General features: G+C 39.7%; 26 protein-coding genes and 1 pseudogene. 14 read left to right on the plus strand and 13 right to left on the minus strand.

The genetic code is table 11. From position 1 onward, the window contains the following. The first annotated feature begins 104 nt into the window (after positions 1 to 104). The 4 genes from rpsP to rplS all read left to right on the plus strand — a co-directional run bounded on the left by rpsP (position 105) and on the right by rplS (position 2,222). Positions 105 to 362 carry a 30S ribosomal protein S16 gene (gene rpsP, locus DS737_RS01465; protein WP_004641253.1) on the plus strand — a complete coding sequence of 86 codons (258 nt, stop codon included), beginning with the start codon at positions 105 to 107 and terminating at the stop codon, positions 360 to 362. An 18-nt stretch (positions 363 to 380) separates the two neighbouring features. Continuing rightward, positions 381 to 929 carry a ribosome maturation factor RimM gene (gene rimM / locus DS737_RS01470; protein ID WP_004641251.1) on the plus strand — a complete coding sequence of 183 codons (549 nt, stop codon included), beginning with the start codon at positions 381 to 383 and terminating at the stop codon, positions 927 to 929. A 45-nt stretch (positions 930 to 974) separates the two neighbouring features. Further along, positions 975 to 1,715: a tRNA (guanosine(37)-N1)-methyltransferase TrmD gene (gene trmD, locus DS737_RS01475; RefSeq protein ID WP_004641249.1), complete on the plus strand. Its 741-nt coding sequence runs from the start codon at positions 975 to 977 to the stop codon at positions 1,713 to 1,715. 135 nt (positions 1,716 to 1,850) lie between these two features. Then, a complete protein-coding gene (gene rplS, locus DS737_RS01480) occupies positions 1,851 to 2,222 on the plus strand; it encodes a 50S ribosomal protein L19 (protein ID WP_004641247.1) in 372 nt (123 codons plus the stop codon). A gap of 60 nt (positions 2,223 to 2,282) precedes the next feature. Here rplS and DS737_RS01485 read toward each other — a convergent pair whose 3' ends face one another. Further along, entirely contained in the window at positions 2,283 to 3,257 is a 975-nt protein-coding gene (locus tag DS737_RS01485; RefSeq protein WP_113996609.1) for an esterase/lipase family protein, read from the minus strand. A 104-nt stretch (positions 3,258 to 3,361) separates the two neighbouring features. Next, positions 3,362 to 4,408: a lipase secretion chaperone gene (locus DS737_RS01490; protein ID WP_113996610.1), complete on the minus strand. Its 1,047-nt coding sequence runs from the start codon at positions 4,406 to 4,408 to the stop codon at positions 3,362 to 3,364. A 136-nt stretch (positions 4,409 to 4,544) separates the two neighbouring features. Here DS737_RS01490 and truB point away from each other — a divergent pair. The 3 genes and pseudogenes from truB to DS737_RS01505 all read left to right on the plus strand — a co-directional run bounded on the left by truB (position 4,545) and on the right by DS737_RS01505 (position 6,813). Further along, positions 4,545 to 5,438: pseudogene (truB, locus tag DS737_RS01495) on the plus strand (tRNA pseudouridine(55) synthase TruB). 11 nt (positions 5,439 to 5,449) lie between these two features. Continuing rightward, positions 5,450 to 6,220: a sulfite exporter TauE/SafE family protein gene (locus DS737_RS01500; protein WP_008941171.1), complete on the plus strand. Its 771-nt coding sequence runs from the start codon at positions 5,450 to 5,452 to the stop codon at positions 6,218 to 6,220. A 146-nt stretch (positions 6,221 to 6,366) separates the two neighbouring features. Continuing rightward, positions 6,367 to 6,813: a hemerythrin domain-containing protein gene (locus tag DS737_RS01505; RefSeq protein ID WP_004641237.1), complete on the plus strand. Its 447-nt coding sequence runs from the start codon at positions 6,367 to 6,369 to the stop codon at positions 6,811 to 6,813. 24 nt (positions 6,814 to 6,837) lie between these two features. Here the strand turns inward: DS737_RS01505 and DS737_RS01510 are convergent, their stop codons facing one another. Beyond that, entirely contained in the window at positions 6,838 to 7,704 is an 867-nt protein-coding gene (locus DS737_RS01510; RefSeq protein WP_005086968.1) for an EamA family transporter, read from the minus strand. Next, positions 7,701 to 8,582: an EamA family transporter gene (locus tag DS737_RS01515; protein WP_113996611.1), complete on the minus strand. Its 882-nt coding sequence runs from the start codon at positions 8,580 to 8,582 to the stop codon at positions 7,701 to 7,703. The genes DS737_RS01510 and DS737_RS01515 overlap by 4 nt, the downstream gene beginning before the upstream one ends. Positions 8,583 to 9,010: 428 nt before the next feature. Here DS737_RS01515 and DS737_RS01520 point away from each other — a divergent pair, with 428 nt between their 5' ends. Then, complete coding sequence (locus DS737_RS01520; RefSeq protein ID WP_113996612.1) at positions 9,011 to 9,838, plus strand: M23 family metallopeptidase; 828 nt, start codon at positions 9,011 to 9,013, stop codon at positions 9,836 to 9,838. A gap of 55 nt (positions 9,839 to 9,893) precedes the next feature. Here DS737_RS01520 and serA read toward each other — a convergent pair whose 3' ends face one another. Beyond that, entirely contained in the window at positions 9,894 to 11,126 is a 1,233-nt protein-coding gene (gene serA / locus DS737_RS01525) for a phosphoglycerate dehydrogenase (protein ID WP_113996613.1), read from the minus strand. A gap of 361 nt (positions 11,127 to 11,487) precedes the next feature. Between serA and DS737_RS01530 the strand changes: the two genes are divergently transcribed. Then, positions 11,488 to 12,897, plus strand: coding sequence for an FAD-binding oxidoreductase (locus DS737_RS01530; protein ID WP_113996614.1), 1,410 nt, complete (start codon positions 11,488 to 11,490; stop codon positions 12,895 to 12,897). A 489-nt stretch (positions 12,898 to 13,386) separates the two neighbouring features. Continuing rightward, positions 13,387 to 14,151 (plus strand): nucleotidyltransferase domain-containing protein, encoded by a 765-nt coding sequence (locus tag DS737_RS01540; protein ID WP_113996615.1) that lies wholly within the window; start codon positions 13,387 to 13,389, stop codon positions 14,149 to 14,151. Between the two features lie 259 nt (positions 14,152 to 14,410). Here the strand turns inward: DS737_RS01540 and DS737_RS01545 are convergent, their stop codons facing one another. Further along, the gene (locus tag DS737_RS01545; RefSeq protein WP_113996616.1) at positions 14,411 to 14,725 is read right to left on the minus strand and encodes a putative quinol monooxygenase; all 315 of its coding nucleotides are present in this window, start codon (positions 14,723 to 14,725) and stop codon (positions 14,411 to 14,413) included. A gap of 12 nt (positions 14,726 to 14,737) precedes the next feature. Continuing rightward, on the minus strand, positions 14,738 to 15,328 hold the full coding sequence (locus tag DS737_RS01550; protein ID WP_113996617.1) for an NAD(P)H-dependent oxidoreductase: 591 nt from the start codon (positions 15,326 to 15,328) through the stop codon (positions 14,738 to 14,740). 252 nt (positions 15,329 to 15,580) lie between these two features. On the opposite strand from DS737_RS01550, the gene DS737_RS01555 reads away from it, so the two are divergent. Together DS737_RS01555 and craA are read left to right on the plus strand one after the other, a co-directional pair. Next, positions 15,581 to 15,952: a hypothetical protein gene (locus tag DS737_RS01555; protein ID WP_113996618.1), complete on the plus strand. Its 372-nt coding sequence runs from the start codon at positions 15,581 to 15,583 to the stop codon at positions 15,950 to 15,952. A gap of 351 nt (positions 15,953 to 16,303) precedes the next feature. Further along, complete coding sequence (craA, locus tag DS737_RS01560; protein ID WP_171055819.1) at positions 16,304 to 17,533, plus strand: chloramphenicol efflux MFS transporter CraA; 1,230 nt, start codon at positions 16,304 to 16,306, stop codon at positions 17,531 to 17,533. A 21-nt stretch (positions 17,534 to 17,554) separates the two neighbouring features. On the opposite strand, the gene yccS is transcribed toward craA, so the two are convergent. From yccS to DS737_RS01575, 3 genes are all read right to left on the minus strand, one after another. Next, positions 17,555 to 19,705 carry a YccS family putative transporter gene (gene yccS, locus DS737_RS01565; RefSeq protein WP_004641211.1) on the minus strand — a complete coding sequence of 717 codons (2,151 nt, stop codon included), beginning with the start codon at positions 19,703 to 19,705 and terminating at the stop codon, positions 17,555 to 17,557. A 309-nt stretch (positions 19,706 to 20,014) separates the two neighbouring features. Further along, positions 20,015 to 21,112, minus strand: coding sequence for an AI-2E family transporter (locus DS737_RS01570; protein WP_162784534.1), 1,098 nt, complete (start codon positions 21,110 to 21,112; stop codon positions 20,015 to 20,017). 389 nt (positions 21,113 to 21,501) lie between these two features. Further along, positions 21,502 to 22,146, minus strand: a complete 645-nt coding sequence (locus tag DS737_RS01575) for a ParA family protein (protein WP_004641207.1) — start codon at positions 22,144 to 22,146, stop codon at positions 21,502 to 21,504. 132 nt (positions 22,147 to 22,278) lie between these two features. Here DS737_RS01575 and DS737_RS01580 point away from each other — a divergent pair, with 132 nt between their 5' ends. After that, complete coding sequence (locus tag DS737_RS01580; RefSeq protein ID WP_005086937.1) at positions 22,279 to 22,746, plus strand: Holliday junction resolvase-like protein; 468 nt, start codon at positions 22,279 to 22,281, stop codon at positions 22,744 to 22,746. Here DS737_RS01580 and DS737_RS01585 read toward each other — a convergent pair. Continuing rightward, the gene (locus tag DS737_RS01585) at positions 22,743 to 23,375 is read right to left on the minus strand and encodes a class I SAM-dependent methyltransferase (protein ID WP_004641203.1); all 633 of its coding nucleotides are present in this window, start codon (positions 23,373 to 23,375) and stop codon (positions 22,743 to 22,745) included. The two genes, DS737_RS01580 and DS737_RS01585, sit on opposite strands and share 4 nt — an antisense overlap. A 169-nt stretch (positions 23,376 to 23,544) precedes the next feature. Here DS737_RS01585 and DS737_RS01590 point away from each other — a divergent pair, with 169 nt between their 5' ends. Further along, the gene (locus tag DS737_RS01590; protein ID WP_004641202.1) at positions 23,545 to 24,108 is read left to right on the plus strand and encodes a hypothetical protein; all 564 of its coding nucleotides are present in this window, start codon (positions 23,545 to 23,547) and stop codon (positions 24,106 to 24,108) included. A 79-nt stretch (positions 24,109 to 24,187) separates the two neighbouring features. On the opposite strand, the gene DS737_RS01595 is transcribed toward DS737_RS01590, so the two are convergent. Next, positions 24,188 to 24,730: a hypothetical protein gene (locus DS737_RS01595; protein ID WP_113996620.1), complete on the minus strand. Its 543-nt coding sequence runs from the start codon at positions 24,728 to 24,730 to the stop codon at positions 24,188 to 24,190. Positions 24,731 to 24,738: 8 nt separating this feature from the next. Further along, positions 24,739 to 25,518, minus strand: coding sequence for a class I SAM-dependent methyltransferase (locus tag DS737_RS01600; RefSeq protein WP_017395948.1), 780 nt, complete (start codon positions 25,516 to 25,518; stop codon positions 24,739 to 24,741). Between the last annotated feature and the right edge of the window lie 71 nt (positions 25,519 to 25,589).

Below are 25,589 nucleotides of genomic sequence, written 5' to 3' on the forward strand. Positions count from 1 at the left end.
TTCAGTGTAAATTTAACGTAGAATATCGCCCTCTATTAAAGGGGTTTGAAATGCTGTCGATGGTCGGCGCAGGGATAATCCGTAAAAACTATAAGGTTGTTCTCATGGTTGTTATTCGTTTAGCGCGCGGTGGTGCAAAAAAACGTCCATTCTATCAAATCGTTGTTACTGATAGCCGTAATGCACGTGATGGTCGTTTCATCGAGCGTATTGGTTTCTTTAACCCAACTGCACAAGGTAAAGCTGAAAAAGTTCGTTTAGATGCTGACCGTTTTGCACACTGGATTTCACAAGGTGCTCAACCTTCTGAGCGTGTTGCTTCTTTAGCTGCTCAAGCTAAAAAAGCTGCAGCTACTGCATAAGCTTGTAGTAGGTAACCCATGACAGCAACACAGAATGTACCCGAAGATCGTATTCAGATTGGACAGTTACGTTCAGCATATGGACTGAATGGGTGGCTCTGGGTTTACTCAAATACTGAGCCTATGAGCAATATGTTTGACTACCTTCCTTGGTACATTGAGACCAAGGCAGGTTGGCAAACCATCGATGTAAAACGTTGGAAACCACATGGTAAAGGCTTGGTAGTTTCGCTCAAAGGTGTGATTGATCGCACTGGTGCAGAAAACTTAGTCGGTGCCAATATCTGGATTGCTAAATCTCAGCTTCCTAAAGCGGATGTGGACGAGTACTACTGGTCTGATCTTAAAGGCTTAACTGTGTTTGGTCTTGGTGAGGATGAACAGGAAGTTAATCTCGGTCAAATCTTTGAGCTTTTTGAAACGGGTGCCAATGATGTCATGGTGGTCAAAGCGACACCGGACAGTATTGATGCCGAAGAGCGAATGATTCCTTGGCATAAAGATGTAGTACAACGTGTTGATCTTGAAGCGGGTCGCATTTACGTCAATTGGGGCGTAGATTACTAACTCTTGATAGAGTTGTAGCGCAGCAGGAAAATAGAGGAGTCTGCGGTGTTTTTTGCAGTCATCACATTATTTCCTGAAATGTTTGCAGCGATTACAGCGTACGGGATTAGCGGTCGAGCTGTAAAAAAAGAGATTGTACAAGTCTCTTGTATAAATCCTCGAGATTTTGCAGAGGGCAACTATAGACGAGTGGATGAACGTCCGTTCGGTGGTGGTCCTGGTATGGTGATGATGGCTGAGCCACTCGCGAAAGCAATTACCCATGCTAAACAACTTGCAGCGCAAGCAGGCTGTGTTCATGCTCCAGTGGTGTATATGTCACCACAAGGCAAAACCTTAAATGAACAAGCAGTACAACAATTCGTTGATTATGATGGTTTGATTGTATTGTGTGGACGTTATGAGGGTGTTGATGAGCGTTTAATCCAGCATTATGTTGATCAAGAATGGTCAATTGGAGATTACGTTTTATCGGGCGGTGAATTACCTGCGATGGTGTTGTTGGATAGTATTATTCGTCGTTTGCCGAATGTTATGTCTGACGAACAATCTGCAGTTCAAGATTCTTTTGTGGATGGTTTATTGGATTGTCCACAATATACAAAGCCAGACCATTTCGAAGGTTTGGATGTCCCTGAAGTACTAAAATCAGGACATCATGCCAATATTGAGAAATGGCGTTTTTTGCAGCGTTATCAGCGAACTTTAGATCGTCGACCAGAATTGGTGGAAAAAGTTGAGCTGACCAAACAGCAAAAAAAATGGCTAAAAAGTTTAGATACTTAAAGTTATTTAAGTATAAATAGGCTCTTTAAGGCATTCTGCTTTAAAGGGAAAGTTAAACGAGAGATATGCGCTTTAGCCTCTATCCTCAGCGGTGTAAGAGACCTCTTCTCTCCCGCACATATTGGAGATTCCACAATGAGTGGTAAACATCCTTTAGTTCAAGCTGTTGAAAATGCACAGTTAAAAACTGATATCCCTGCTTTTGCTCCTGGTGACACAGTTGTTGTTCAGGTTAAAGTAAAAGAGGGTGATCGTGAGCGTCTTCAAGCATTTGAAGGTGTTGTAATCGCGAAGAAAAATCGTGGTTTAAACTCAGCTTTCACAGTTCGTAAAATTTCTAGCGGTGTTGGTGTTGAGCGTGTTTTCCAAACTCACTCTCCAATCGTTGCTAAAATCGAAGTGAAACGTCGTGGTGACGTTCGTCGTGCTAAACTTTACTACCTACGCGAGTTGTCTGGTAAAGCTGCACGTATTCGTGAAAAGTTACCAGCTCGTAAACAAGGTTAATTTTAACTTTGTTGTAGAGCATAAAAAATGCGCCGTGAGGCGCATTTTTTTATGTTGAGTTTATAAGCCTTGCAACTTAAGGCGATTTGCATGTTGACGGTAGATATCGACTGGATCAGGTGCAAACAGTGCTTTTAATCCCATTACATGATTGACTTCATCCGCGTGGTTCCATGGCAGATTATCGCGTATAGTACGACCGAATTTTGCACTACAGCGACTGACCATACCATCATTATCCCCTCTAGGACCAACAATCAGACTGCCACCGATAAATATTGGGTCAAGTGGATCAAGAATATTGGTCGCGGCTTGAACGCCAGAAAAGGAATACATGTAAATTCCTTGTTCTTTATAGCTACCTTCTCCACAAGCAGTCGTTGGAACGCCCATTGGATATTGAGCATTGAACTTTTCTGAACCTTCCACAGAAATACTTTGTCCAGCCGCCTCAGCATCATGAGGGTAGCTTTGGGGATCAAGTCCTTGGGCCCAAACAGTCGCCGCTGAGAAGAAATTAGTCAAGGCAATACTCGCATCACCAAACATGGTTCCCGAACTTTTCATTAAAAGACTAGCAACAGGTGAGCCTTTATGAGTGCCACTCACACTGGTTATAGACGCTACACTTTCAGGAAGCATCGCTGCAACATAGCGGGAAGTTGGTCCGCCTTGGCTATGAGCGATAAAGTTCACTTTGGATTGGCCTGTAATCGCTAAAATCTCTTCAGTTTGCTGTAAGAGTTGCTCACCACGAACTTCATTTGAGTTAAATGGGGATAAACGGGCAGCCCAAACATTGCCGCCATTTCTTGCAATATTGGGTAAGATCTGATGCCAATAATCGACCCCCATCGGGTCACTACCTACACGGGAAAAGCCCGCGACACCATGGACAAAAACAATGGGATATTTGGTTTTTGCATAGTCTGAAATAACAAAGCTGCTTTTGACTTGGGTCGCATTTGAAGCATAGCTTGTTGAGATACCGATGGTCATTACAGTTAAAGCAAGATAACGAATTAAATTTTGCATTTTATTCTCTTTTAAAATTCCTAAATTGGGTCTTTAATGATTTATTTGAATTCGACATTGCATCGTTGTCCTTTGATGATCTTTCAATGTCTTGTGCTTGTTTTTTAATAACTAAATGGTAGTGTCCCTCCTTGATCATAGATCGTTTCATAAGTTTGTAGGCGTTGTTGTTCTTGTGTGGATTTGAATTGTTGTTGTTTGAGCCGTTGAATTGCTTGAGTCTTGGCAGACGCACTCATATTGCTATCGATGATGGTTTTACGTTCTTCTAAATAGGATTGTACTTGTTGCTTCCATACTGATCTTTGTTGATCAAGTTGTTCTAGGCGTTGTGTTGCTGCTTCGCCAACTAAATGAAGACGCATATCACGTAATTCTTGTGGTGAACCATTGCGGGCTTTAATTTGTGCTGTTAATGCACGCAAATCTTCTAATCTAGATAAATCTTTAATATTTTCTTGCCAGTCCTGAGGAAGTTGTTCAAAACGCTCTTGGAGTAATTTGGCTTTAGTTGACGTATCTAGCGAGTTATTCTCTAAAATTTGCATATGATCTAGAGTGTATTGTTGATATTCATCTTCTGTGCCGAATAACCCCTCTATTTCTGTGGTAGAAAAGAAGCGTTGTTTTAGATCTTGTATGGTGTGAAAAGCTGCTTGGAAATAGCGATAGTTTTCCTTCGCTGTTTCATGTATTTGTAGTTGGCTCAGTGCTTCGCGGTAATCTAAATAACGAGACCAAAGTGCTAAGATTTGCTGTTGTTGTGCTGATTGAAAATGATGTTCTAAATAAAGTTGAAAATTCTTGCGAATTTCTGTGATATTTCTTTCTCCATACTGTGATAGGAAATATTCGAAACAGTTTCGGGTTTGTTCATTTATGATTAATGTTTTTGAGGCATTAAATTGCAACTGACAATTGGTTTCTGTGTCTGTCTGGCTTGAGCTTTGAAATCCAAGTAATGTTTGGGCTAAATTATTGTGTGAATTGAGTTGCTGAACGTGTTGACTAGATTGATTTTCAGAAGACGATGTTATATTTCCTGAATAGTTTTCGGACTTCGGATAGAACCAATAAATAACAACGATACATAAAATGGAACTGAGTATGAGTCCAGCGTAGATGATCGTTTTGTTTCCTTTCTTATTCATAAAACCGCATCCATTTTTCTTTTGTTTTCGAAAGCGAAAGGAGTCTAGCATGATTGATTTTTTTTTGAACAGTTATTTTTAAAAAATTAATGAATAGTTTTGATAAAATGTATCTTTGTATTTCGACTTTTTATTTATGAAAAAAAGTGCTTATCGTCATTTGAGTGGTGTATTTCTTTTAAATAAGCCAATAGGGATGAGTTCAAATGGAGCATTGCAAAAAGTACGTCGACTTTTTAATGCACAAAAAGCAGGACATACAGGTGCTTTAGATCCATTAGCAACAGGTTTATTGCCGATTTGTTTAGGGGAAGCAACCAAATTTTCTCATTATTTATTGGATTCAACCAAACGTTATCAAACGACGGTAAAGCTTGGACAAACCACAACGACTGGAGATATCGAAGGCGAAGTTCTTCAGCAACGAACTGTTCCGCTTTTGACTCGTGAAAGTATAGAACAGGTTTTAGCTCAATTTCGTGGTGATATTCAGCAAGTGCCTCCGATGTATTCTGCATTGAAACGAGAAGGCCGCCCTTTATATGAGTTGGCACGCTAGGGCATTGAGATTGAACGAGCAGCGCGTCCTGTCACGATTTATGATCTAACTTTGGTGAGTTTTAACGAAGATAGTTTAACTTTAGATGTGACCTGTTCAAAAGGGACTTATATCCGTGTACTTGGAGAGGATATAGGTGAAGCTTTGGGTTGCGGTGGTCATTTGACGTATTTGCATCGTACTCAGACGGGTCATTTTGAAATTAATCCAGACTATACCATTGAGTATTTAGAAAGTTTGTCACAAGAACAACGGGATGCATTATTGCTTCCAGTGTATGCACCTGTAGAACATTTTCCACGTGTTCAATTACCAGAAGGACGTGAAAAATATTTTGGTAATGGTCAAGAAAGCAATATTGATCATGAGGCTGTAGCTGAGGTGTTAGTTTTTGATGGAGAGCGTTGTTTAGGTTTAGCTGAAATCACTGATAAAAAACGTCTTGTACCAAAACGCTTACTCAACTTATAAGGTCTTGCTCCATGGAATGGGAACTCATTCTCAGCTTAGTCTTCTTTGCTTTTTGTGCGGGGACGATTGATGCTGCCGTTGGTGGTGGTGGATTGATTCAAATTCCTGCATTGATGGGGGCACTACCTCAAACCGCACCAGCCACGATTTTTGGAACCAATAAACTCGCTTCGATTTGTGGCACTGCTTCAGCTGCTTTTTCATTTGTACGACGAGTAAAATTGAAATGGCCACTATTGTTGGTGATAGCAATTTTTGCATTTGTCAGCTCGTTTGCAGGAGCGGCATGTGTCTCAATGATTCCGACACATATTCTAAGACCCTTTGTTTTGATCATGTTGATTGTGATCGCAGTCTATACTTTGATGAAAAAGCAATTTGGGCAAGTGCATGTCGATCAGCGGATTACACCGAAGCTGCTTATGTTCGCTGCGATCGGAAGCTTAGCAATTGGTTTCTATGACGGTATCTTTGGCCCAGGGACGGGTAGCTTCTTTATTTTCTTTTTCATTCGCTTTCTACAAGTTGATTTTTTACATGCTTCAGCCTTGTCGAAGATTGGCAATTTTATGACCAATCTCGCTGCACTCAGCTTTTTTGTCCCCACAGGTCATGTGTTGTTTACATTGGGTTTGATGATGGCGGTTGCCAATATTGCGGGTTCATTACTCGGTGTTCGTTTGGCGTTAAAATATGGTAGTGGTTTTATTCGTATCTTATTTTTGATTTTAGTGAGTATCTTAATTTGCCGTTTGGGATATCAGATTATTGTTGCGGTTTGACTCAAAAGATAAAGTTTGACAACAAAAACATACTTAAATGATGCTGTCTAAAAAACGCACACTTTCTAAGATGAGATTCTAGCCAAGTTCCACAGTATCGAGATATGTCTCGTATTGTGGTTGTTAGCCAATTTTAGAGGTGAAGAATGAATATATTTGAAGCACTACGAGAAAGTCATGATAAGCAACGTTCACTTGCAAAAAAATTAGTTGAAACCAGCGGACATAGTGAGGAGCGAAAAGAGCTTTTTGATTTGTTGAAAAATGAACTCTATGCACACTCAGTTGCTGAAGATCGTTATTTATATATTCCACTGATGTTTGATGATGTCGGGTTGGACATTACACGTCATGCCTTGGCTGAACATCATGAAATGGATGAATTAGTTGAGACACTTGAAGAAACAGATATGAGTAATCCAAGCTGGCTGGCAACTGCTAAACAATTAAGTGAAAAGGTACATCATCATTTAAAAGAAGAGGAACATAAATTTTTCCAGCAAGCTGGAAAAATCTTGGCAGATGCTGAAAAAGAAAAATTAGGTAAACAATATCTTGCGGAGTATAAAAAATATAAAACCGAAACAGCTTGAGGTCAAAAAGACGCTATTGTGACTTTACGGGGCTGGAGATTTCTCTCCACGTAAGGTCACACCAATGGATGCGATCATAATACAAAATAAGGCAACCCATTGAATCAGGCTAATTTGTTCATGGAGAATGACCAGTCCTGCCAATGCCGCTAAAGCAGGCGCTAGACTGGTCAATGTCCCGTAACTCAGTTTACTTAAACGTTTCAATGCCATTAGATCGAGCGCATACGGAATCGCCGTCGCAAGAATCGCAATTACGAGAGCTTTACCCCAATATTGGGTATCCAGAAGAACAGGCGCATTATTCCATAAACCAAATGGCAATAAGGTCAAGGCAGATAATGCGATGGCAATCGTTAATGCATGCATTCCTATATTTTGTTGTGCGACCCGATGTCCGTAGTAAATATATAAGGCCCAAAAAATCCCCGCACCTACAGCGCAAGCAGCACCAAAATAAGAAAAATTATGTTGGTTGGCATCATGCCAAGGGACCATTAAGGCAATGCCTAAAATTGCAAATGCGACCCAAAGATAATCACTGCGTTGTTTGATTGAAAGCAATGCTAACCCTAGCGGTCCAATGAACTCTAAACCTACAGCAATGCCTTGAGGAAGCTTGCCCAGAGAAGTGTAAAACAAAATATTCATACAGCCTAAGGATGCTGTATAAAGCAGTAAATCTCGCCATTTCAGGTGTTTGAGCTTGGAAATGATAGTCCAAGACCGAAACATGATTGCCACGATGATTGTTGCAAAGCTCAGCCTTAAAATCGTCACAGTGAGGGGATCAAGTGTTGTGATCAGCTGTTTAGCAAATGACGCGCTGATTTGATAAGCCACCATGGACAACACCATGTAAAGCACAGCAACCAATTGGAGATTTTTCATTTAGCCTCTTTTTGCTGTCGAGCGCGTTGCATGGTAAAAGTACAGCCGATGGAGGCGATGATAATGGTGGTTAAGGCGAGCCATTGATTCCACAATAATTTTTCACCTAAAAATACAAAACCTGAAAGTGCCGCAACTGCTGGTTCCAAGCTCATTAATGTACCAAAACTCAATGGAGTCAGATTGCGCAAAGCAATCATTTCTAAGGAGAATGGCAAGGCACTGGCGAGAATGGCAAGCCCAATAAAATAATACAGATTTGGTAGCTCAAAAACACGATCAATTGCACCAGAAAATACAGCAAATGGTAGTAAACACAACATGCCGATGCTCATTCCAAGACATACGGTATGATTGCCAGAAATACCTGAAGGTTTTTGTCCTGCAATAATATAGAGTGCCCAACATGCACCTGCACTGATGGCAAAAAATACACCAACGAGATCAAGACTATGCTGAGCCTGTTGCAATGGAAATAAGAGAATCAAGCCTAAAATGGCACAACCAACCCAAATAAAGTCATACTTTTGGCGTGCATGATAGAGCGCGACGCTTAAGGGCCCAATAAATTCAAAAGCAACGGCAATCCCGAGAGGAAGTCGCTCTAGCGATAAGTAGAACAATCCATTCATTCCAGCCAAAGCAATACCATAGCTCAAGATCGCTTTCCAGCGGACTGCACGAAAGTTAATAGTCCAAACTTTGAAAATTACCGCCAAAATGATTGCACCTAAACATAAACGCATCGCAGAAACGGTCAAAACTGGGAAACTTTGGAATAAAATTTTTGCTAAAGAACCACTGCCTTGAACGCAAATCATTGCAAGCATCAATAATGCTATGGCATAGAGTGGTGACTTTAGAGAAGAATTGGACATTTAATCATCAATCAAGTTGGTGTAATTTTCACATAATAATTTAATTTTATCTCAAGATTGGTTGTGAAACGAGCATAATTTTATTGATTTTGAAGTTGCGATGATGACTGTTTTAATTATTAAATAAGTTTTAAGGTTCTTTTTAATAATTATTTATTTATATCATTTTATCGCTCAGATTTTATTGATCCTATTTTACGAATAACTCTCATACATATTCAGATTCATTGGATTCTAATTCCAAGTTTGATGAAGTGTTTAATCTTCTAAATTCGTGTGAATAGTCGTGAGAGTCGATGCAGTTCGTCAGATCACTAAACAAAGCTTTCTGTATCTCTGCTATAAAACTTGGGGGCGTTATAGACCCCGAAAAGTAGTAAAACTGACAATACTTAAATAAATGAAATAATAATTATGGAGATAATAAGATGTTGAAACTAAAACAAGTTTTTGCCATCGGTATCATGACATTCATTCCTTTCTCAGTATATGCCGCACCTGCTTTTAAAGCTCCTTTTTCCTGTGGTCAAACTTGGAGTTATAGCACTTACCCAGGTCACAACTACAATGCTTTAGATTTTGTGCGCTGGGATAATGGTGCAACATCAGGAGCAGCTGTGCTTGCTTCTGCTGGTGGAACTGTATCGGTAAGCTCGATCGGTTGGAATGGTGGTGCAGGTAATATGGTGGTGATCAATCATGGAAATGGTTGGTCAACTCATTATTTTCATTTAAATGCCATTCATGTCAGTGTGGGGGCTTCAATTGGGCAAGGTCAACAAATTGGTACTGTCGGAAGTACAGGACAGAGTACAGGACCACATTTACATTATGAACAACGTCTAAATAGTACAGCACAAAGTATTGTGATTAATGGAAACTCGCTTGCGCCTTATCCAGGAAGTTATGGGCAAAGAGTTCTCACCAGTGATAATGGTTGTGGAGGTACAACACCTCCACCACCGCCACCAAGTGGCAATAAATATTGGGTAGACACGTGGGCGGATGCCAATGGACGTTCTAGTCCGGGTGGTACGATTACAGGAACGTTATATAAAGGGACCCATTATGTGTATTGTAAGGTTTGGGGACCGAAGGTTCAAAACTCGACAGGTACCCAGTGGAACCATTGGTGGTTAAAAACAGATTTAGATGTTGGACCGACCAATCAATGGGTTTCCGCGTATATGCTATCGCGTTGGGGTAATGATGAAGCCAAAGATAATAGTGGTGTCGTTATTCCAAACTGTCCTTAATCGTTGAGCAAAAAAAATCACAGCTAATGCTGTGATTTTTTTGCAGTCAATGGACTTAGAACAATACACGTACGCGAATTGTACCTTCTACATTATGTAGCGTATCCAAAGCTTCTTGAGATGCAGAAGCATCAACATCCATTACCAAGTAACCGATATCGCCTTTAGTCATTAATGACTGGCCAGAGATATTGATGCCTTGTTCAGCGAATAATGTATTGATCTTAGACAATACACCAGGAACGTTTTTGTGGATGTGAAGTAAACGGTGTTGACCATCAGAAAGCGGTAATGCGATTTCAGGGAAGTTCACCGCAGAAAGCGTCATACCTTTGTCTGAATACGCAACAAATTTCTCAGCCACTTCTAAACCAATGTTCGCTTGCGCTTCCATGGTTGAACCACCAACGTGTGGAGTCAAGATCACGTTGTCTAAACCACGTAGTGGTGAAACAAACTCTTCACCATTCGCTTTAGGCTCTTTCGGGAATACGTCAACCGCTGCACCTGCAAGGTGGCCTGATTTAATCGCATCTGCAAGATCTTCAATAACAACACATGTACCACGTGCTGCATTTAAGAAGATCGAACCTTGTTTCATTTTTGCAAACTGTTCTTTCTTGAAGAAGTTACGTGTAGATGGTACATCTGGAACATGTAATGAAACTACGTCAGCAGTTGCTAAAAGTTCATCCATAGAACCAACTTGACGAGCATTACCTAAAGGTAATTTAGTCACAGCATCAAAATAGATGACTTTCATACCCAAGCTTTCAGCTAAAACAGAAAGCTGTGAACCAATTGAACCGTAACCGACAATACCTAAAGTTTTGCCACGAGTTTCATACGAACCAACAGCTGATTTATCCCAACCGCCAGCATGTGTAACTTTTGATTTTTCAGGAACACGACGAAGTAATAAAATAGTTTCAGCTAGAACGAGTTCAGCAACTGAACGAGTATTTGAATATGGTGCGTTGAAAACAGGGATACCACGCGACATCGCTGCTTTTAAATCGACTTGGTTTGTACCGATACAGAAACAACCTACCGCAATCAATTTATTCGCTGCTTCAAAGATCTCTTCAGTCAATTGAGTACGCGAACGAATACCAATAAAGTGCGCATCTTTGACAGCGGCTTTTAATGCATCGCCTTCAAGTGCAGTTTTGTGGTAATCGATATTGGTATAACCCGCAGCGTTTAAAGTATCGATAGCGTTTTGATGAACGCCCTCTAACAATAGAAAACGGATTTTATCTTTAGGGAGTGATAGATGTTGGCTCATAACGGCTCTACGCTATATCAGGTCGGATTTAAATCGCCGTATCATAACATGTTTGATCAAAATGAGGGCGATTTGATTGCAAATTGGGGCATCGAAATACTGATCATTTTTCATGGAAATGTTGACTGATTTTCAAGTTTAGCCTTGTACGATGCAGTATCTTGATGCAATGCTTTATCCAATGCACGCTTCGATGTAAAATGGATAGACCTAATGCGCTCGCCTGAATACAAACGGGTTTGAGCTGTTCTGTAGTGTTGCTATATTTGAGTTATCACATCATCTTCATTTTTCTCAAGATTAGAAAAATAATGTGGTGATTCAAATGCCCTATATTTACTTCTTGCTAGGCCTATAAACGATGAATGCTTCAGTCGCTTTAACCCCTGAGTTATTGACCCAATTAACGGCAATTGTGGGTGAAAACCGTATAAAAACCGATGCCGATAGCTTGGAAAATTGGGGACGAGATCATACTAAACATTTTGATCCGAACCCATCAGTCATCGTTTTTCCTTCAAGCACTGAGCAAGTTCAGTCTGTTGTCAAACTTGCCAACCAATTTAATGTTGAGATTACACCATCAGGTGGTCGTACAGGGCTTTCGGCTGGTGCAGTGGCAAGCAATGGCGAGATCGTGATTAGCTTTGACAAGATGAATCAGATCTTGGAGTTCTTCCCAGCAGATCGTATGGTACGCGTCCAAGCGGGTGTGGTGACTGAGCAACTACAGAATTATGCCGAAGAACAAGGCATGTACTATCCAGTGGATTTCGCATCAGCGGGTTCAAGCCAGATCGGTGGGAACATTGGTACTAATGCAGGCGGGATCAAAGTCATCAAATACGGTATGACTCGTAACTGGGTGCTTGGTTTAACGGTTGTTACGGGTAAAGGCGATATTTTACGCCTAAACAAAGGCATGATTAAAAATGCGACCGGTTATGCCTTACAGCATTTATTTATCGGTGGTGAGGGCACATTAGGTCTGATCACTGAAGCTGAAATTAAGCTAGAGCGTCAACCACAAAACTTGCAAGTGATGGTTTTGGGTACACCTGATTTTGATGCGGTGATGCCAGTATTGCATGCGTTCCAAAAAGAAATCGACTTAACCGCGTTTGAGTTTTTTGGTGAAGTGGCAATGCAGAAAGTTTTGGATCGCGGCCATGTTCAGCGCCCGTTTGAAACGCAAGCGCCATTTTATGTGTTACTTGAATTTGAAGCGCCGTATGAGCCGATCATGGACAAAGCCATGCAGATTTTTGAGCATTGTATGGAACAGGGTTGGGTCATTGATGGTGTGATGAGCCAAAGTCTAGATCAAGCGCAAAGCTTGTGGCGTTTGCGTGAAGATATTTCAGAGTCAATCGCGCCATTTATTCCTTATAAAAATGATATTTCAGTGTTGATTACCCATGTACCAGCATTTATCAAAGAAATTGATGCAATTGTTGCTGATAATTATCCAGATTTTGAGATTTGCTGGTTCGGTCATATTGGTGACGGTAACTTACACTTAAATATTTTGAAACCTGAAAACTTAACTAAAGATGAGTTCTTTGCGAAGTGTCAGGTGGTCAATAAATACGTATTTGATACCGTGAAAAAATATGATGGTTCGATCTCTGCTGAGCATGGTGTGGGCATGACCAAGAAGCCATATTTGGAATATTCTCGTTCGCCTGAAGAAATTGAATATATGAAAGCATTGAAGCTGGCATTTGACCCGAAAGGAATTATGAACCCAGGCAAATTATTTGATCTTTAATGCTTGATTAGATAAAAGAATTTCTGCTAAAAGCGTATCGTAAGATGCGCTTTTTTTATAAAACCAATATGAAAACTCAAGCTTATATTTATCTAGAGAGTGATCAAGTATATGGAGACTATATTGATCATTTTTATAATGAACATAATGTAAAGTGTATGCGTATTATGTTGAGAGTAAAAATTGGGAATCTATTTTACTCTTGTTCATTTATATTCAAAGACTTCTCTTCATGGATATTAGGAGAGCTTATTCATTGTGAAATAAATTTTCTTTGTTATAACGGAGAATTAAATTTCTTTAAGAATTACGAGCTCCATAACTTAAACAATGAACGGATAGGACTTATCTATTTTACTGATGTGTTATAGGTTAACTTAGCTATTAAATTAAAAATACTATTTTTTATTGGACAAATTAAGGGTAGAGAATCAAATTGATAGGTTACAAATAATAAAATTCTCGTTTAATCGAATCTTAGAGAGAAATATGAACATCCACCAAGAAATCGAAAAACTGTTTCAACAACGTCAAGATATCCCATTATTTTATATTGAAAGTGGTAGCCGTTTATGGGGTATGGCTAGCCCTGACAGCGACTATGATGTACGTGGTTTTCATTTGCCGAGTAAAGATCAATATTTTGACTATAAAAAGTACCGTGATCTAATTGAGATCATGGATGGGGATTTTGATTTCGTTTCTTATGATCTCGATAAAATGTTTGGATTACTGGAAAAAAGTAACCCAACAGTTTTGGAGTGGGTAAGAGCGCATATTGTGTATTTTAATGCTTTTCCAGAATGGCAAAGCTTTCGAGATGGACTGCTAGAGCGAATCGACTATAGCGCGCTTTATCACCACTACTTATCGCTGGCGAAGGGCGGGATGAAAGTGATGCAAACCGCAAATAATTTTACTTATAAAAAAGTATTTTATTCGATTCGTGGTTTGATGTCGGCAGAGTTAGCAACTCAAGAAGTGATGCCTGAATTATTGATTACCGATTTATTTGCACAAGTTTCTGAACATGATCCATTACGTCATTGGGCAGAGGATTATTTGGAAATTAAAAAACAGCAGAAAGAAAAAGCCCAACTCCCTGAAGCGGAACAAGCAGCGATTCTGAATTTACTTAAAACTAAGATTGAGCAGTTGGCTGCTAAAGAGATGCAAAAAGCTGATCGTCGAGAGGGCTTAGAGCGTTATTTAACGGAGTATAGCCGACATATGAAGCAGTATTATTATCAGTAAAATCATTTGCTTATATTTTTCTTTGTCTTGACGGAGTCGTATTGTGTTCTCATTCATATTTAAGATTAGCCTTCGGCTGGAGTTACTTTGGTTTTGCCCAAAGTAACCAAAGGCATTGTCATCTGCAAAACCTGTTCACTTCTTGCATTAATTAAAATCTATCGCAGAAACAGTATCTTCTTGAAATCACGCAGGTTGCAGATGACATTACCGAGTATCATATATTTTATGAGGATTTGATAAATAACCAATCTTTGTTCTAAATCCCACTTTCCAAAATACGCACTTTTACATCAGCCACATGCGCTTTGGTCGCTTCAAAATGCTTCAGCATATGTGCTGTTTGCATATGTGCCTCAAGATGAGCGGTACTTTCCCATTGCTCTAACATCACAATGCTATTTTCATCTTGTGACTGCATTTCAATCGCTGGCAGATGATCAATCAATGGGGCATAACCATGACAACCTTCTTCTGCCAATACAGTTGGAATGATTTTTTGGAACGCATCTAATACGGCTTGGCGGTGTTCTGTGCCTGCATGTGTCTGAATTTCAGCAATAATCGTCAACATAGTATTTCTCTCTTAATTCGTGTTCGTAAAAAACTGATCTAAATGGGCTTTATAATCTTCGATATAGCTTGGGACATTTGGCATTTTGATTACATCATTTACGATAAAGGTCGGGAGTGATTCCATACCCAAGAATTGATTGGCTTTATGGAAAGGTAAATACACACCATCTACACCCACACCGTGAAAGAATTGATCAGGATCAGTGAATGCTTCCATTGGTGCATTCCATGTGAGCGACAACATGTATCTTTTACCTTGAATCAAACCACCTGAACCATACTTTTTAGAAGCATCAGAACGGCTACGTCCATCGCTGGCATAAAGTGAGCCATGACCAATGGTAAACACATCGTCAATGTATTTTTTCATGGTCCATGGCGCACCCATCCACCAACCCGGCATTTGATAGATCACCACATCTGCCCAGAGATATTTTGCTATTTCGGCTTGAATATCATAGTCACTGTCGGTACGTGTTACTTGTACTGTATGACCTAAGCTTTTTAAATGTGATTCTGAAAAGTCGGTCAAGGTGTCATTCAATTCACCATTTGAGTGAGCGAATTGTTTAGCACCATTAATAATTAAAATATTGCTCATGGAATAACTCAAAATAGATTTCAAAAACTTGAGTGCATTCTAGAGCGTCTATTCATGAGTAAAAATGTATAAATAAGCAAAATACTATTGACCAAAAATCAACGATTGCTTGATGAACGCTGCTTCCAAGTTCGCTCTCAGTCGCTTATATCGTAAATACAACATGGATCTGCAGCACGTATACATATAACGACTAGTCGATTTATTTCTGAGGAGTAACATAAATAGGTAATGCTTAGAGGAAAATGAAAAATGCACAAACTTTGTATGATCTTAGGCGTTGGGTTGTTTTTGACTGCATGTAATCAACCTACGCCATCATCTCCGCAGCAAGCCGAGACCGAACCGAATACAGCGATGCATGCGGTATTATCAGATCAGCCGAATTTATTTGATGAAGACAGTAATCTAAAAATAGATCAGCAATTTAATCGTGCAGAAAATCCTAGTGAAGCACAAGTGACAGTTGAACAGTCTCAACTCGATGATTCTGTGATTGCCATTCGTACAGAATATCAATTAAAACGTGATCAAACGGTGTGGAAAATCGTGAATAAGAAACAAAGCTATCAATGTGCTAGAGGGGAGAACACAGCTAACTTCCAATTTGAGTTATGCCCTTGATCCATTGATATGATTTTGAGTTGACTGAAAGATAGACAATATTGTGGATAACTTTTGGGTTATTCACATATTAAAACATTTGCCTAAATTGCGGTCATTTTTAAAAAGTGCTACAGTTGCGCGTGGAAATTTTTCCTAACGATAAAATATTTTATCAATCTCACGAAAATATATTTTTTCTTATATACACCTTGTGAATACGGTGTTTTCACATTTATTACATGCGCTCTCACAGCATGAAAATCAAAATTTAATTTAAATCTAAACCATAAAATCGTGTGGTGATGTTCCTATTTTCTTTGTATGGAAATGGGGCGCATCCGAATTGGTTGTTTTTGTGAATAGAACATGATGACGAATAATCAAAATATGACGTTAAACCGTATAACGCTCATGTTTCCTTTAGCTTTGGTGCTATTTGAGTTTGCGGTTTATATTGGTAATGACTTGATACAGCCTGCAATGCTGTCGATTACCCAAGAATTTGGTGTCAGTGCGACGTGGGCTCCTTCATCTATGTCATTTTATTTATTGGGTGGTGCCAGTGTTGCGTGGTTGCTTGGCCCCCTTTCAGATCGACTTGGACGTAAAAAAGTCCTGCTAGCGGGTGTCGCTTTCTTTACGATATGTTGCTTGTTGATTTTATTGACGCATAACATCGAACAATTCTTAGCATTGCGTTTCTTGCAAGGCATTGGTTTGACTGTCATTTCTGCAGTTGGTTACGCGGCTATTCAAGAAACATTTGAAGAGCGAGATGCCATTAAGGTCATGGCGTTGATGGCCAATATTTCTTTGCTTGCGCCATTATTAGGCCCTGTACTGGGTGCTTTTTTAATTGAACATATTTCCTGGCATTGGGGCTTTGTTGCAATTGCATCAGTTTCTTTTTTGAGTTGGTTTGGTTTAAAGAAATTTATGCCATCTGTACAAGAAAGCAGAGCCAAGCAACCATTTAGTTATATCTTTGATGATTTCAAAAAGGTATTTAGTAATCGTCGTTTCTTAGGTACAAGTTTAGCTTTGCCTTTGGTTGCGATGCCGTTGATGTTATGGATTGCATTGTCTCCTGTGATTTTGGTCGATGAATTGAAACTGAGTAGTTTGCAATATGGCTTGGCGCAATTTCCAATTTTCTTCGGTTTGATTGCGGGTAACATCGTCTTGATCAAAGTCATGGATCGTTTTGCATTAGGTAAAACCATCTTGGTGGGTTTGCCGATTATGTTTCTCGGTACATTATTTCTGATTTTGGGTGTAATTTGGCCGCTGTATTTAGTGCCATGTTTATTGATCGGTATGACTTTGATCAGCTTTGGCGAAGGGATTAGTTTCTCTGTGATGTATCGTTTTGCCTTGATGTCCTCAGAAGTATCGAAGGGAACAGTAGCTGCAGCGGTATCCATGGTGATGATGATGAGTTTCTTCATTATCATTGAGTTGGTTCGTCTAATGTATACTTATTTCCATATTTGGGCTTTTGCACTCGCAAGCGTGACCTTGATTGCTTTATGGTTTGCTCAGCCTAGACGTGTTTTGAAACAAGTAATGCAAGATCGTCAGCAACAAGGCATAAATTAAAACCGCTGAAGTGTGAGTTGATTAGCGAATTTCCAGTTCTAGAAGTTTATTTTTCAACATCACCAGTTCAGTGAGGGTCTCAAGCAACAGACTAATTTGTTTTAGCAACAATTGGTTTTGCTCTGAGACCTGACCCTGCGAACTTAAATGCTGGATTTTGATTAACATGTCTTCAATTTGCTGATGTGGAATCGGTTGTTGTTGAATCAAAGCATGTTTGAGCAATTCAACACTTTGATCAAGCAGCGCCAAGATGTGTTGATCTTGAATCTGAGTACGTTGATGACCCAGTGCCGAAACGTAGCTCAACTGACTATGACTATAGACCAAGTAGCGAAATGCATAATGGATCAGTTCTTGATTGGGTTGTGGTTCGGTACTGAGACTCGAAATCATATTAGACAACTCGATCTGTGCATTATGGGCCGCACGACGCGCTTTTCGATATTCAAGATCATTGGAACGACCTTGATGATATTGCTGGATGACAGCATCGAAGTAATCCAGCGTTGCTTGACTACTTTTACGGATGTTTTCAGGAATATTGCGGAAGTTCCAATCTGGCCAAATCAAATTCACTGCTAACCAAGCAATGGCACAGCCAATCAGCGTATCGATCATTCTTGGTAAAACGATACTAAAACCAGCACCTTTAAGATTAAAAATCAATAAAACCATCAGTGTTGCCATCACCGTAGCCAGCGCGTATTTCTTTTGGCGTAAATAGAAAAAGTACACACCGCTAATCACGGTAATGATAAGTTGTCCCTCAATACTGGGTACAAAATAAAGTATAGGTATGCCTAACAACACACCCAATAACGTGCCGATGGTTCTCAGTTTTAGCCGACTTTTGGTTGCAAAATAGGTGATCTGGCAAACAAATAAACTGGTCAGTAAAATCCAATAACCATTTTTGGCAAACGGCAGCAAAGAAATTGCATAACCTACAGCAAAGACGATTGCTAAACGAATAGCATGACGAAATAAAGCAGACTGTGGACTAAGATGTTGCTTAATTTTTAAGAAGAAGTCCTGAAATCCCTGAATATCTTCATCTAGTAGATTGAGGTGTGCTTGCTGATGTTGTGGTGATCCCGTTTCAATGTTTTGTTTTAATTGCAGTTGCGCGAATTGTTCGTGAATACTTTTTAAGTTATTCAAAATGAGTTCTAAGTTTTTAACTTCTAAATTATATGGGTGTTGCGCGATCCAATCTTGCATTGAGGCTTCGAGTTGGGCAAGGGCAGCATCGGCAAGTGGGCTGTTTTGATAAGTGGTTTTATGTAGCAATGCCTGACTCAGTTTTTTGCAGGCTGTTGCTTGTAAGAACATATTTTTTTGTATACGGAAAATTAAATCACTCCGGTTAAAGTTCTGATGGATTTTTTCATAATGTAAATAATTTGAGGTCACTTGTTCATGGATATCTTGGGCAAAATAATACAAATTTAACCAATAGATACTGCTGTTATTCATGCGTGAAGATTTAAGGCGAGAGAGCAAAGATTGTTTGGCTTGATTCAGGCTATTCACCACCTGTGCATTTTTCTGTGAGAGTTCAAATAGCAGCGTTTCAACATTATCGACATTGTCAGGATCGAACAGCTTAGCTTTGCTCTGTAACAGCTCCCCCATTTCTTTAAACGTAGTCGAAATCTTTTCTTGTAGCGGTAATGTAGGGTGAATGATAAAAAACAGGATAGAGGTAAAACCATACCACAGCGCACCACAGACAAAATAACTAGGTTGCTGATACCAATGTGGGTAATCACCCAATCCAAACATGGTGTAGATGGAAAGTAAGATTGTGCCAAAAGAAATAGTAGCGTAGCGTTGACCTAATGCACCCATGAGTACAAAAGCAGCACTAGATAAACTCAAATAGACGATAAACCAGAATTTATAAGGTGCTAGAAAGGTTAAAATTGTACTGACCGTAAAAAACAGTACACAGACGTAAAATAAGTTTCGAAGTCGGATGCTGAGTCGGTCATCAAAATCAGTCAGGGCTGCTGCAATTGCACCTAGTGTGACAGGCACAATAAATTCACTTAGACCCAATGCGTGTAGCAGTAATGTTGTACCGATTAAAACAATAAAAATTTGTAGGCAATACCGCAAAATTGAATTTGATCCAAAACGATTAAAGAGCAGATACAGACTATTCATAATTATTTTTCTTCAATTGATCTGGTTTTTGTCATACAAACAAATCTTCCTGATCGAAGTATTGTTTGATCAATATGATATGTCATTTTTTTGCATCAAGATTAGGTTGATTGTTCAACTAATTATTAAGCAAGATCTATGCACAGTTATGATTTTGAATATTAGTAATGGACAATTACTAGACTTCTTTCTTAAATGCCTTTGATGCTGTCTATCGGGATACTATAAAGAATGCACCAATACTTAAGAAAGAAGTTTTAGTCAATAAGTGAGAAAACTGTGGATATCTTTTAAGATACCCACAGCGATTTATTTAGGATCAGGAGGAGCATCGAGTTGAGCAACAGGTTGCTGTTCGACATTTTCATGTAGCCATTCGCGCCAAATTGCCAGTAACACCGCCAAGATGACAGGTCCAATAAACAAGCCAACAAGACCGAAACTCGCAATGCCGCCTAAGACACCAAACATAATCAATAAGAACGGAATCTGTGTTGCGCCAGAGATCACAAGTGGACGGATAACATTGTCAGCACTGCTTACAATCAATACTCCCCATGTCACGACACCAATTGCTTCAACCGTTTGTCCTTGGGCAAATAGCCATAACCCAACGCCAAGATATGAAACAGGGGTTCCAAATGGAATCAATGCCAATATGAAAGTAACAATCGTCAGCAACATCGGGTTCGGCACGCCAGCGACAAAATAACTTAAACCCGCTAAAAGTGCTTGGGCGACTGCTGTTAAACCGATGCCGTATACCACAGCACGTGTGGTTTCTGAGATGGTTTGCAAGTAATGGTGTACACGAAGGCCGATCACCATTTCGAGTGCACGACTGACTTGCGCCAAGATGGTTTGTCCATCTCGATAGAAAAAGAATAAAGTCATCAAGGCAAAGGTCAATTTGACCAAGTTACGGCTAATTTCACTTAGGACAAAGCGACCATAACTTAAATGGCTTTGAATCCATTCTGCAATACTGCGGGTGATGCTATTGGGGTCACCGCTGAGTTCATTGATCGTATGGCTAATATCTTCACCGATAACAGGAAGGTTTCGAATGAAGTCAGGAACTTGAATATGCCCTGAAAATAATTGTTTTTGTAAGTTCATGTAGAGGTTTCGACCTTCTAATTGAAGCAAGAAGATCGCAAAAATAAAAGGGACTCCAATCACTAGAATGACCAAACTAATCATGATTGTTGCATTTAAGGTTGGACGATTTTCCCCAAAAAAGCGACGTTGCACCCATAGGTAAACTGGCCACGTCATATAAGCAATAATCGCGGCCCAAAGAACTGGAACAATAAAATATTTGAGAATATTAAATCCCAAAAACATCAGGACAAAGAACAGTCCAAACAGCAAAACGCGTTGTAAGACAGGAGCGTATTGTTGCACCATAATTTTCTCTAGTGCTTGAAGTTGAATGAATCCATATTAACTGAAAAATCAGAGCAGCGATATTTTCCTTTTCATCTTTTAAGATTTGATATCAAAAGATTAGGGTCTGTTGACATTTCAGCCATGCATTGCGTTATAGGCAAAAACGACTCAAACAAGGCATGAAATGCAGGCAATGGCGATCCCCTTGTCAAGTTTCATAACGCAGTTTGGGGAAGTTTTAGCCATAACCCTTTGGGGCAGGGATGTTTTTTGCCGCTACTGCGTTATGCTTTGCTCATTTAGAATGACTAAATTTCGCAAAACATGCCTTGTATCATCTAAAAAATATCCTCTGCCGCAAGCATCTGTGAAATGCCAACAGACCCTATTTTTCTTTGCAAAAGCTAAAACCATTCACTCGGATCATCAACCAACTGATTGAGCACAGGCTGCCATTGGCTTTGTATCGTCACAAAATTCTTTTGTGATTTATCAAAAATACTCAAACCTTGCATAGCGAGTGTTCCATAGGCGCTTCGTTCAGAAATCCATGCCACAGGTGGATGCTCAATTTTGGTAAAAAAGTTTTGAATATCTTTGGAACTCGCGCTATTTGGCTTAACGCGATTGGCAATCAGTAAAATTTGTACTTTACCTTTACGAATGCGTTTAATCTCTTGTAAATGTTTGAGGAAGCGACGAGTACTATCAATATCAAAAAATGAAGGCTGTATCGGTGTGACAATCGCATGTGCTTCACTGACCAGTTGTTCAGCGTGTTCACCTGAAAGTGCCCCAGGCGCATCAATAATCAAATAATCCAAGTTTTTAGGTGCATCACCAATTGATTTCTCATGGCGCCAATCTAGACTTTGGATCTCTGTGACGGTTTCAGGACGTTGTTTTAACCATTGTAATGCGGATTTTTGGTTGTCAGCGTCTGCTAAAGCAACCTTATATCCTTTTTGTGATAATGCTGTAGCGAGGGTGATTGCCGTCATGGTTTTACCACAGCCACCTTTTTGATTTGCGATTAATATTGTCTTCATGAACTTAGATTTATTTAACAGGTCTTTATATATTCAACTATACCTTAGCATCTTTTTTACCAGAGTGTGTGACACATGACAAAAGTTTAATGTTGCAGTTAAATAGCAACCTTGAAGGATAAGGACGTTTTTATGTCGGTTTGGCTTGCAATGCTGATAGGTGCTTGTATCGGTGTGGTTTTGACCACAATTATTTTGTCCAATAGTCGTAACGGACGAATTCAAGCAGAGTATGAAAAATATATTGCAGAATTAGAGTTGGAACATAAACAAGCATTATTAGATGCACAGAAACGCAGTGTGAATACCAGTCGTGCTGTACTCAAAGGAAAAATGGCTGAGCAGTTTGCGCCCATCCTTCCAGAGTTTCGTTATTTACCCAGTGATGCTAAGTTTTTGGGTGACCCAGTGGATTATGTCATTTTTGATGGTTATACCGACTTTCGTGATGGGGATGGCGAGGCCGAAGATATTGAGGTGATTTTACTGGATATTAAAAGTGGTGGTGCACGCTTGAGTAAAGGGCAGCAAGCCATTGCTCAAGCAGTGCAAGAAGGGCGGGTACGCTTTGAAACGCTGAGAATCGATTTTGAGGGCTAGGCATTTTTAGACTTTTGTACTCTTGCCAATAACATTTTTTGAGCAATGACGGGGATACCTTCAGCGTCAAAATATTCTTTTTCTGCAAATTGAAACTTTGTTTGCAATAGATGCCGTTCTATATCTCGGTTGAGATGGCAGCCATCGCCAATGCGCTTTTGAATAGGTGTTAAGATCGTTTGTAGAGATTGGATTTTAGCAGAATCTGGATGTTTGACATGTTCGAGTAAGTGGAATGTTCCCGTTGGTTTTAGCACACGGAAAACTTCTGCAAGTGCTTGGTCGAGTTGAGGAATACTACACAATGTCCATGTTGATACAACATGATCCAAAGATGCATCAGCAAAAGGCAGCTTTTCTGCGCTGGCTTGAATATGTTTGACATAGAATGGCGCATGTTGAACACGTTCTACCGCAAGTTGGTAGATATCAGGATTTGGTTCTAATGCATATAGCGTGTCGATATTGCCATAAAATGGAATATTTAGGCCCGTACCAAAGCCGATTTCTAGTACATCGCCTTCAATCGGCAGTAATAGTTCACGACGTCGATCCATCAAACTGGCTGTTTGCATGACTTGATTGAGTAAATGAGGAAAGATACGGCGTTGATAAAATTGATAAATCATACAGATCCATCCCTTGATTAAATAAAGCAACACATAAATAACAGCACAAAAATATGACCAAAGTGAGTTTGATTGTTACTAAAAAACGCACTTTTTTTCACCATCCAAGCATACTATGAAGAGAGTTAGTTTTTTAAGTTTTTAGTGATATTTTGAGGATGATTGAGCCATGAAAAAGCGTCTATGGATGAGTTTATGCATGGTTGCGGCACTTGGACAAACACACGCATCAAGTAATGGCGTTGAATATAATATTGCCAACGGCTTAGCGCCAGTCGTGAAGTACCAATCAATTTCTGTGCTTCAACCTTTTGATGGGAACTTTCGAATTCTTGGTTCTAAAGTCTATCATGATGATGAGCAAGCAAAATTTTCACCGATTGATTACGCCGTGAGTCTGGATTTATTTACCGATCCAGAAATTGCTCGAACCATCTCGGTTCGTCAGTATGATCGTTATCTCAATTGGAACATGAAAACTTTGCCTGTGCCACCTGATCAAGCCATTAAAATGGTATCAAATATGCACATCATTCCAGCAAATCCTGAGATTGCAAAGCAAATCAAACAAGTCAAGCGTGGGGATTTAGTCAATCTAAAAGGTGAGTTGGTTGAAGTGCGTGATAAGGATCTAGTTTGGACATCTTCTCTAACTCCTGGTGGCGTTGGTGATGGTGCGTGTGAGTTATTTCGCGTGAGTTCGATTGAATGGATCGAAAGACAGAAAATTTAAAAAGATAGCTTTAAATGGAAAAAAGCCCCTGAGTTTAAGACGAGGGGCTTTTTTATGAGATAAATGTATAAACTTTCAATTAGTCTTCAGGTGTTTGCTTGTTTTTCCAGTGGTGTAATTGGCTTTGAGCATGCAAATACTGATTAAGTTGGTCTACTTGCTGAGCAGAATCTGCTTGAGTATTGGGTTGATCCAAAACTTTGGCTTGATGTTCCCAATAACTATAGAGTAGACCTTGGATATAACGTCCTTGTTCGGTTTTAAGATCTAGTTCCTTGAGCATGGTCAGCGCAGATTTTACATTATCTTTTTGGCGTTGCTGTTCAAACTCAGGTGTGAGTGTCCCTTTCTCACGCATTTCCGCTACTTCAATTTCCATACTGTCCGTCATGTCCGTGAAGCGTTGCTCGTAATCTTCTAGAATGGCAATATCCGCAGCGTCATTTGCAGTATCAGGAAATTGCTTGATTGGCACTGGATTGAGTTGACCAATTGCATCTTTGACAGAATCACTCGTTCGATCATTTGATCGTGAGGGTTCTTGTTCTTTGTTACATGCACTGAGCATGAGCGCTGCAGTTAATGTAAATGTGATCGCCAGCGTTTTTTTAATTTTAGACATAGTTCCACTCAAGTTGATATTTTCTGAAAATGATAAGCAAAAGTACGATAAGGAAAGTCAATCTGATCTTGCGGATTTAATCCCGTAAAATCAAATACAATTTGTTCAAATTTTGCCTTTAATCGTTGTTGCTCGTGTTGGGACATGGCAGCAATAAAACTGGTCGAAAGTAAGCGCTTACTCACCACTTGTTCTACAGTACCATGATGATAGAGCTGGAAGTTTTGTAGTCCATTGAATTTGAACAGTCCTTGATGTTCAAATACCTGTTTCCATTGTCCAGTATGGTAACGAGGCGTATCACCTTCGAATGGTGCAATCTCATTTGCTAGGGCTTTCACCCAATCGACGTCAATATCGCGTTGATTCCAGACTAGGCCTAAATGTCCTGAAGGTGCTAACACACGATGCATCTCTTTCAATGTTTTTAGATTAGCAAACCAATGAAATGATTGTGCGCAAACAATGGCATCAATGGATTCATCATCCAAAGGGAGTTGATCACTAAACGCTTGTAGTGAAATTACCATAGGATGTGCTTGTTGTAACTGCTGTAACATTTCGGTTACAGGCTCGATTGCAACAATTTTTGCTTGGGTTTGTAAGAGGTAAGGTAAGAATTTGCCAGTCCCAGAACCTAGGTCGATAACAGTGGAATTTTCATCTATCTGGAGTCGATCTTGCAGCCAAACCCCTATTTCTTGTGGATAATTGGGGCGAACCTGTTGGTAGAGTTCAGCCCCTAAACTAAAGCCCTTTTGTGCCGCTGGATGCAAGGATTGTGTCATTTTTTGCGCTTTTTAATCTGCCCGATCTCTATAAAATAAGATACTCCGCAATTTTGGATTGGCAAAGTAAG

The organism is Acinetobacter haemolyticus (genome assembly GCF_003323815.1).
Taxonomy (GTDB): domain Bacteria; phylum Pseudomonadota; class Gammaproteobacteria; order Pseudomonadales; family Moraxellaceae; genus Acinetobacter; species Acinetobacter haemolyticus.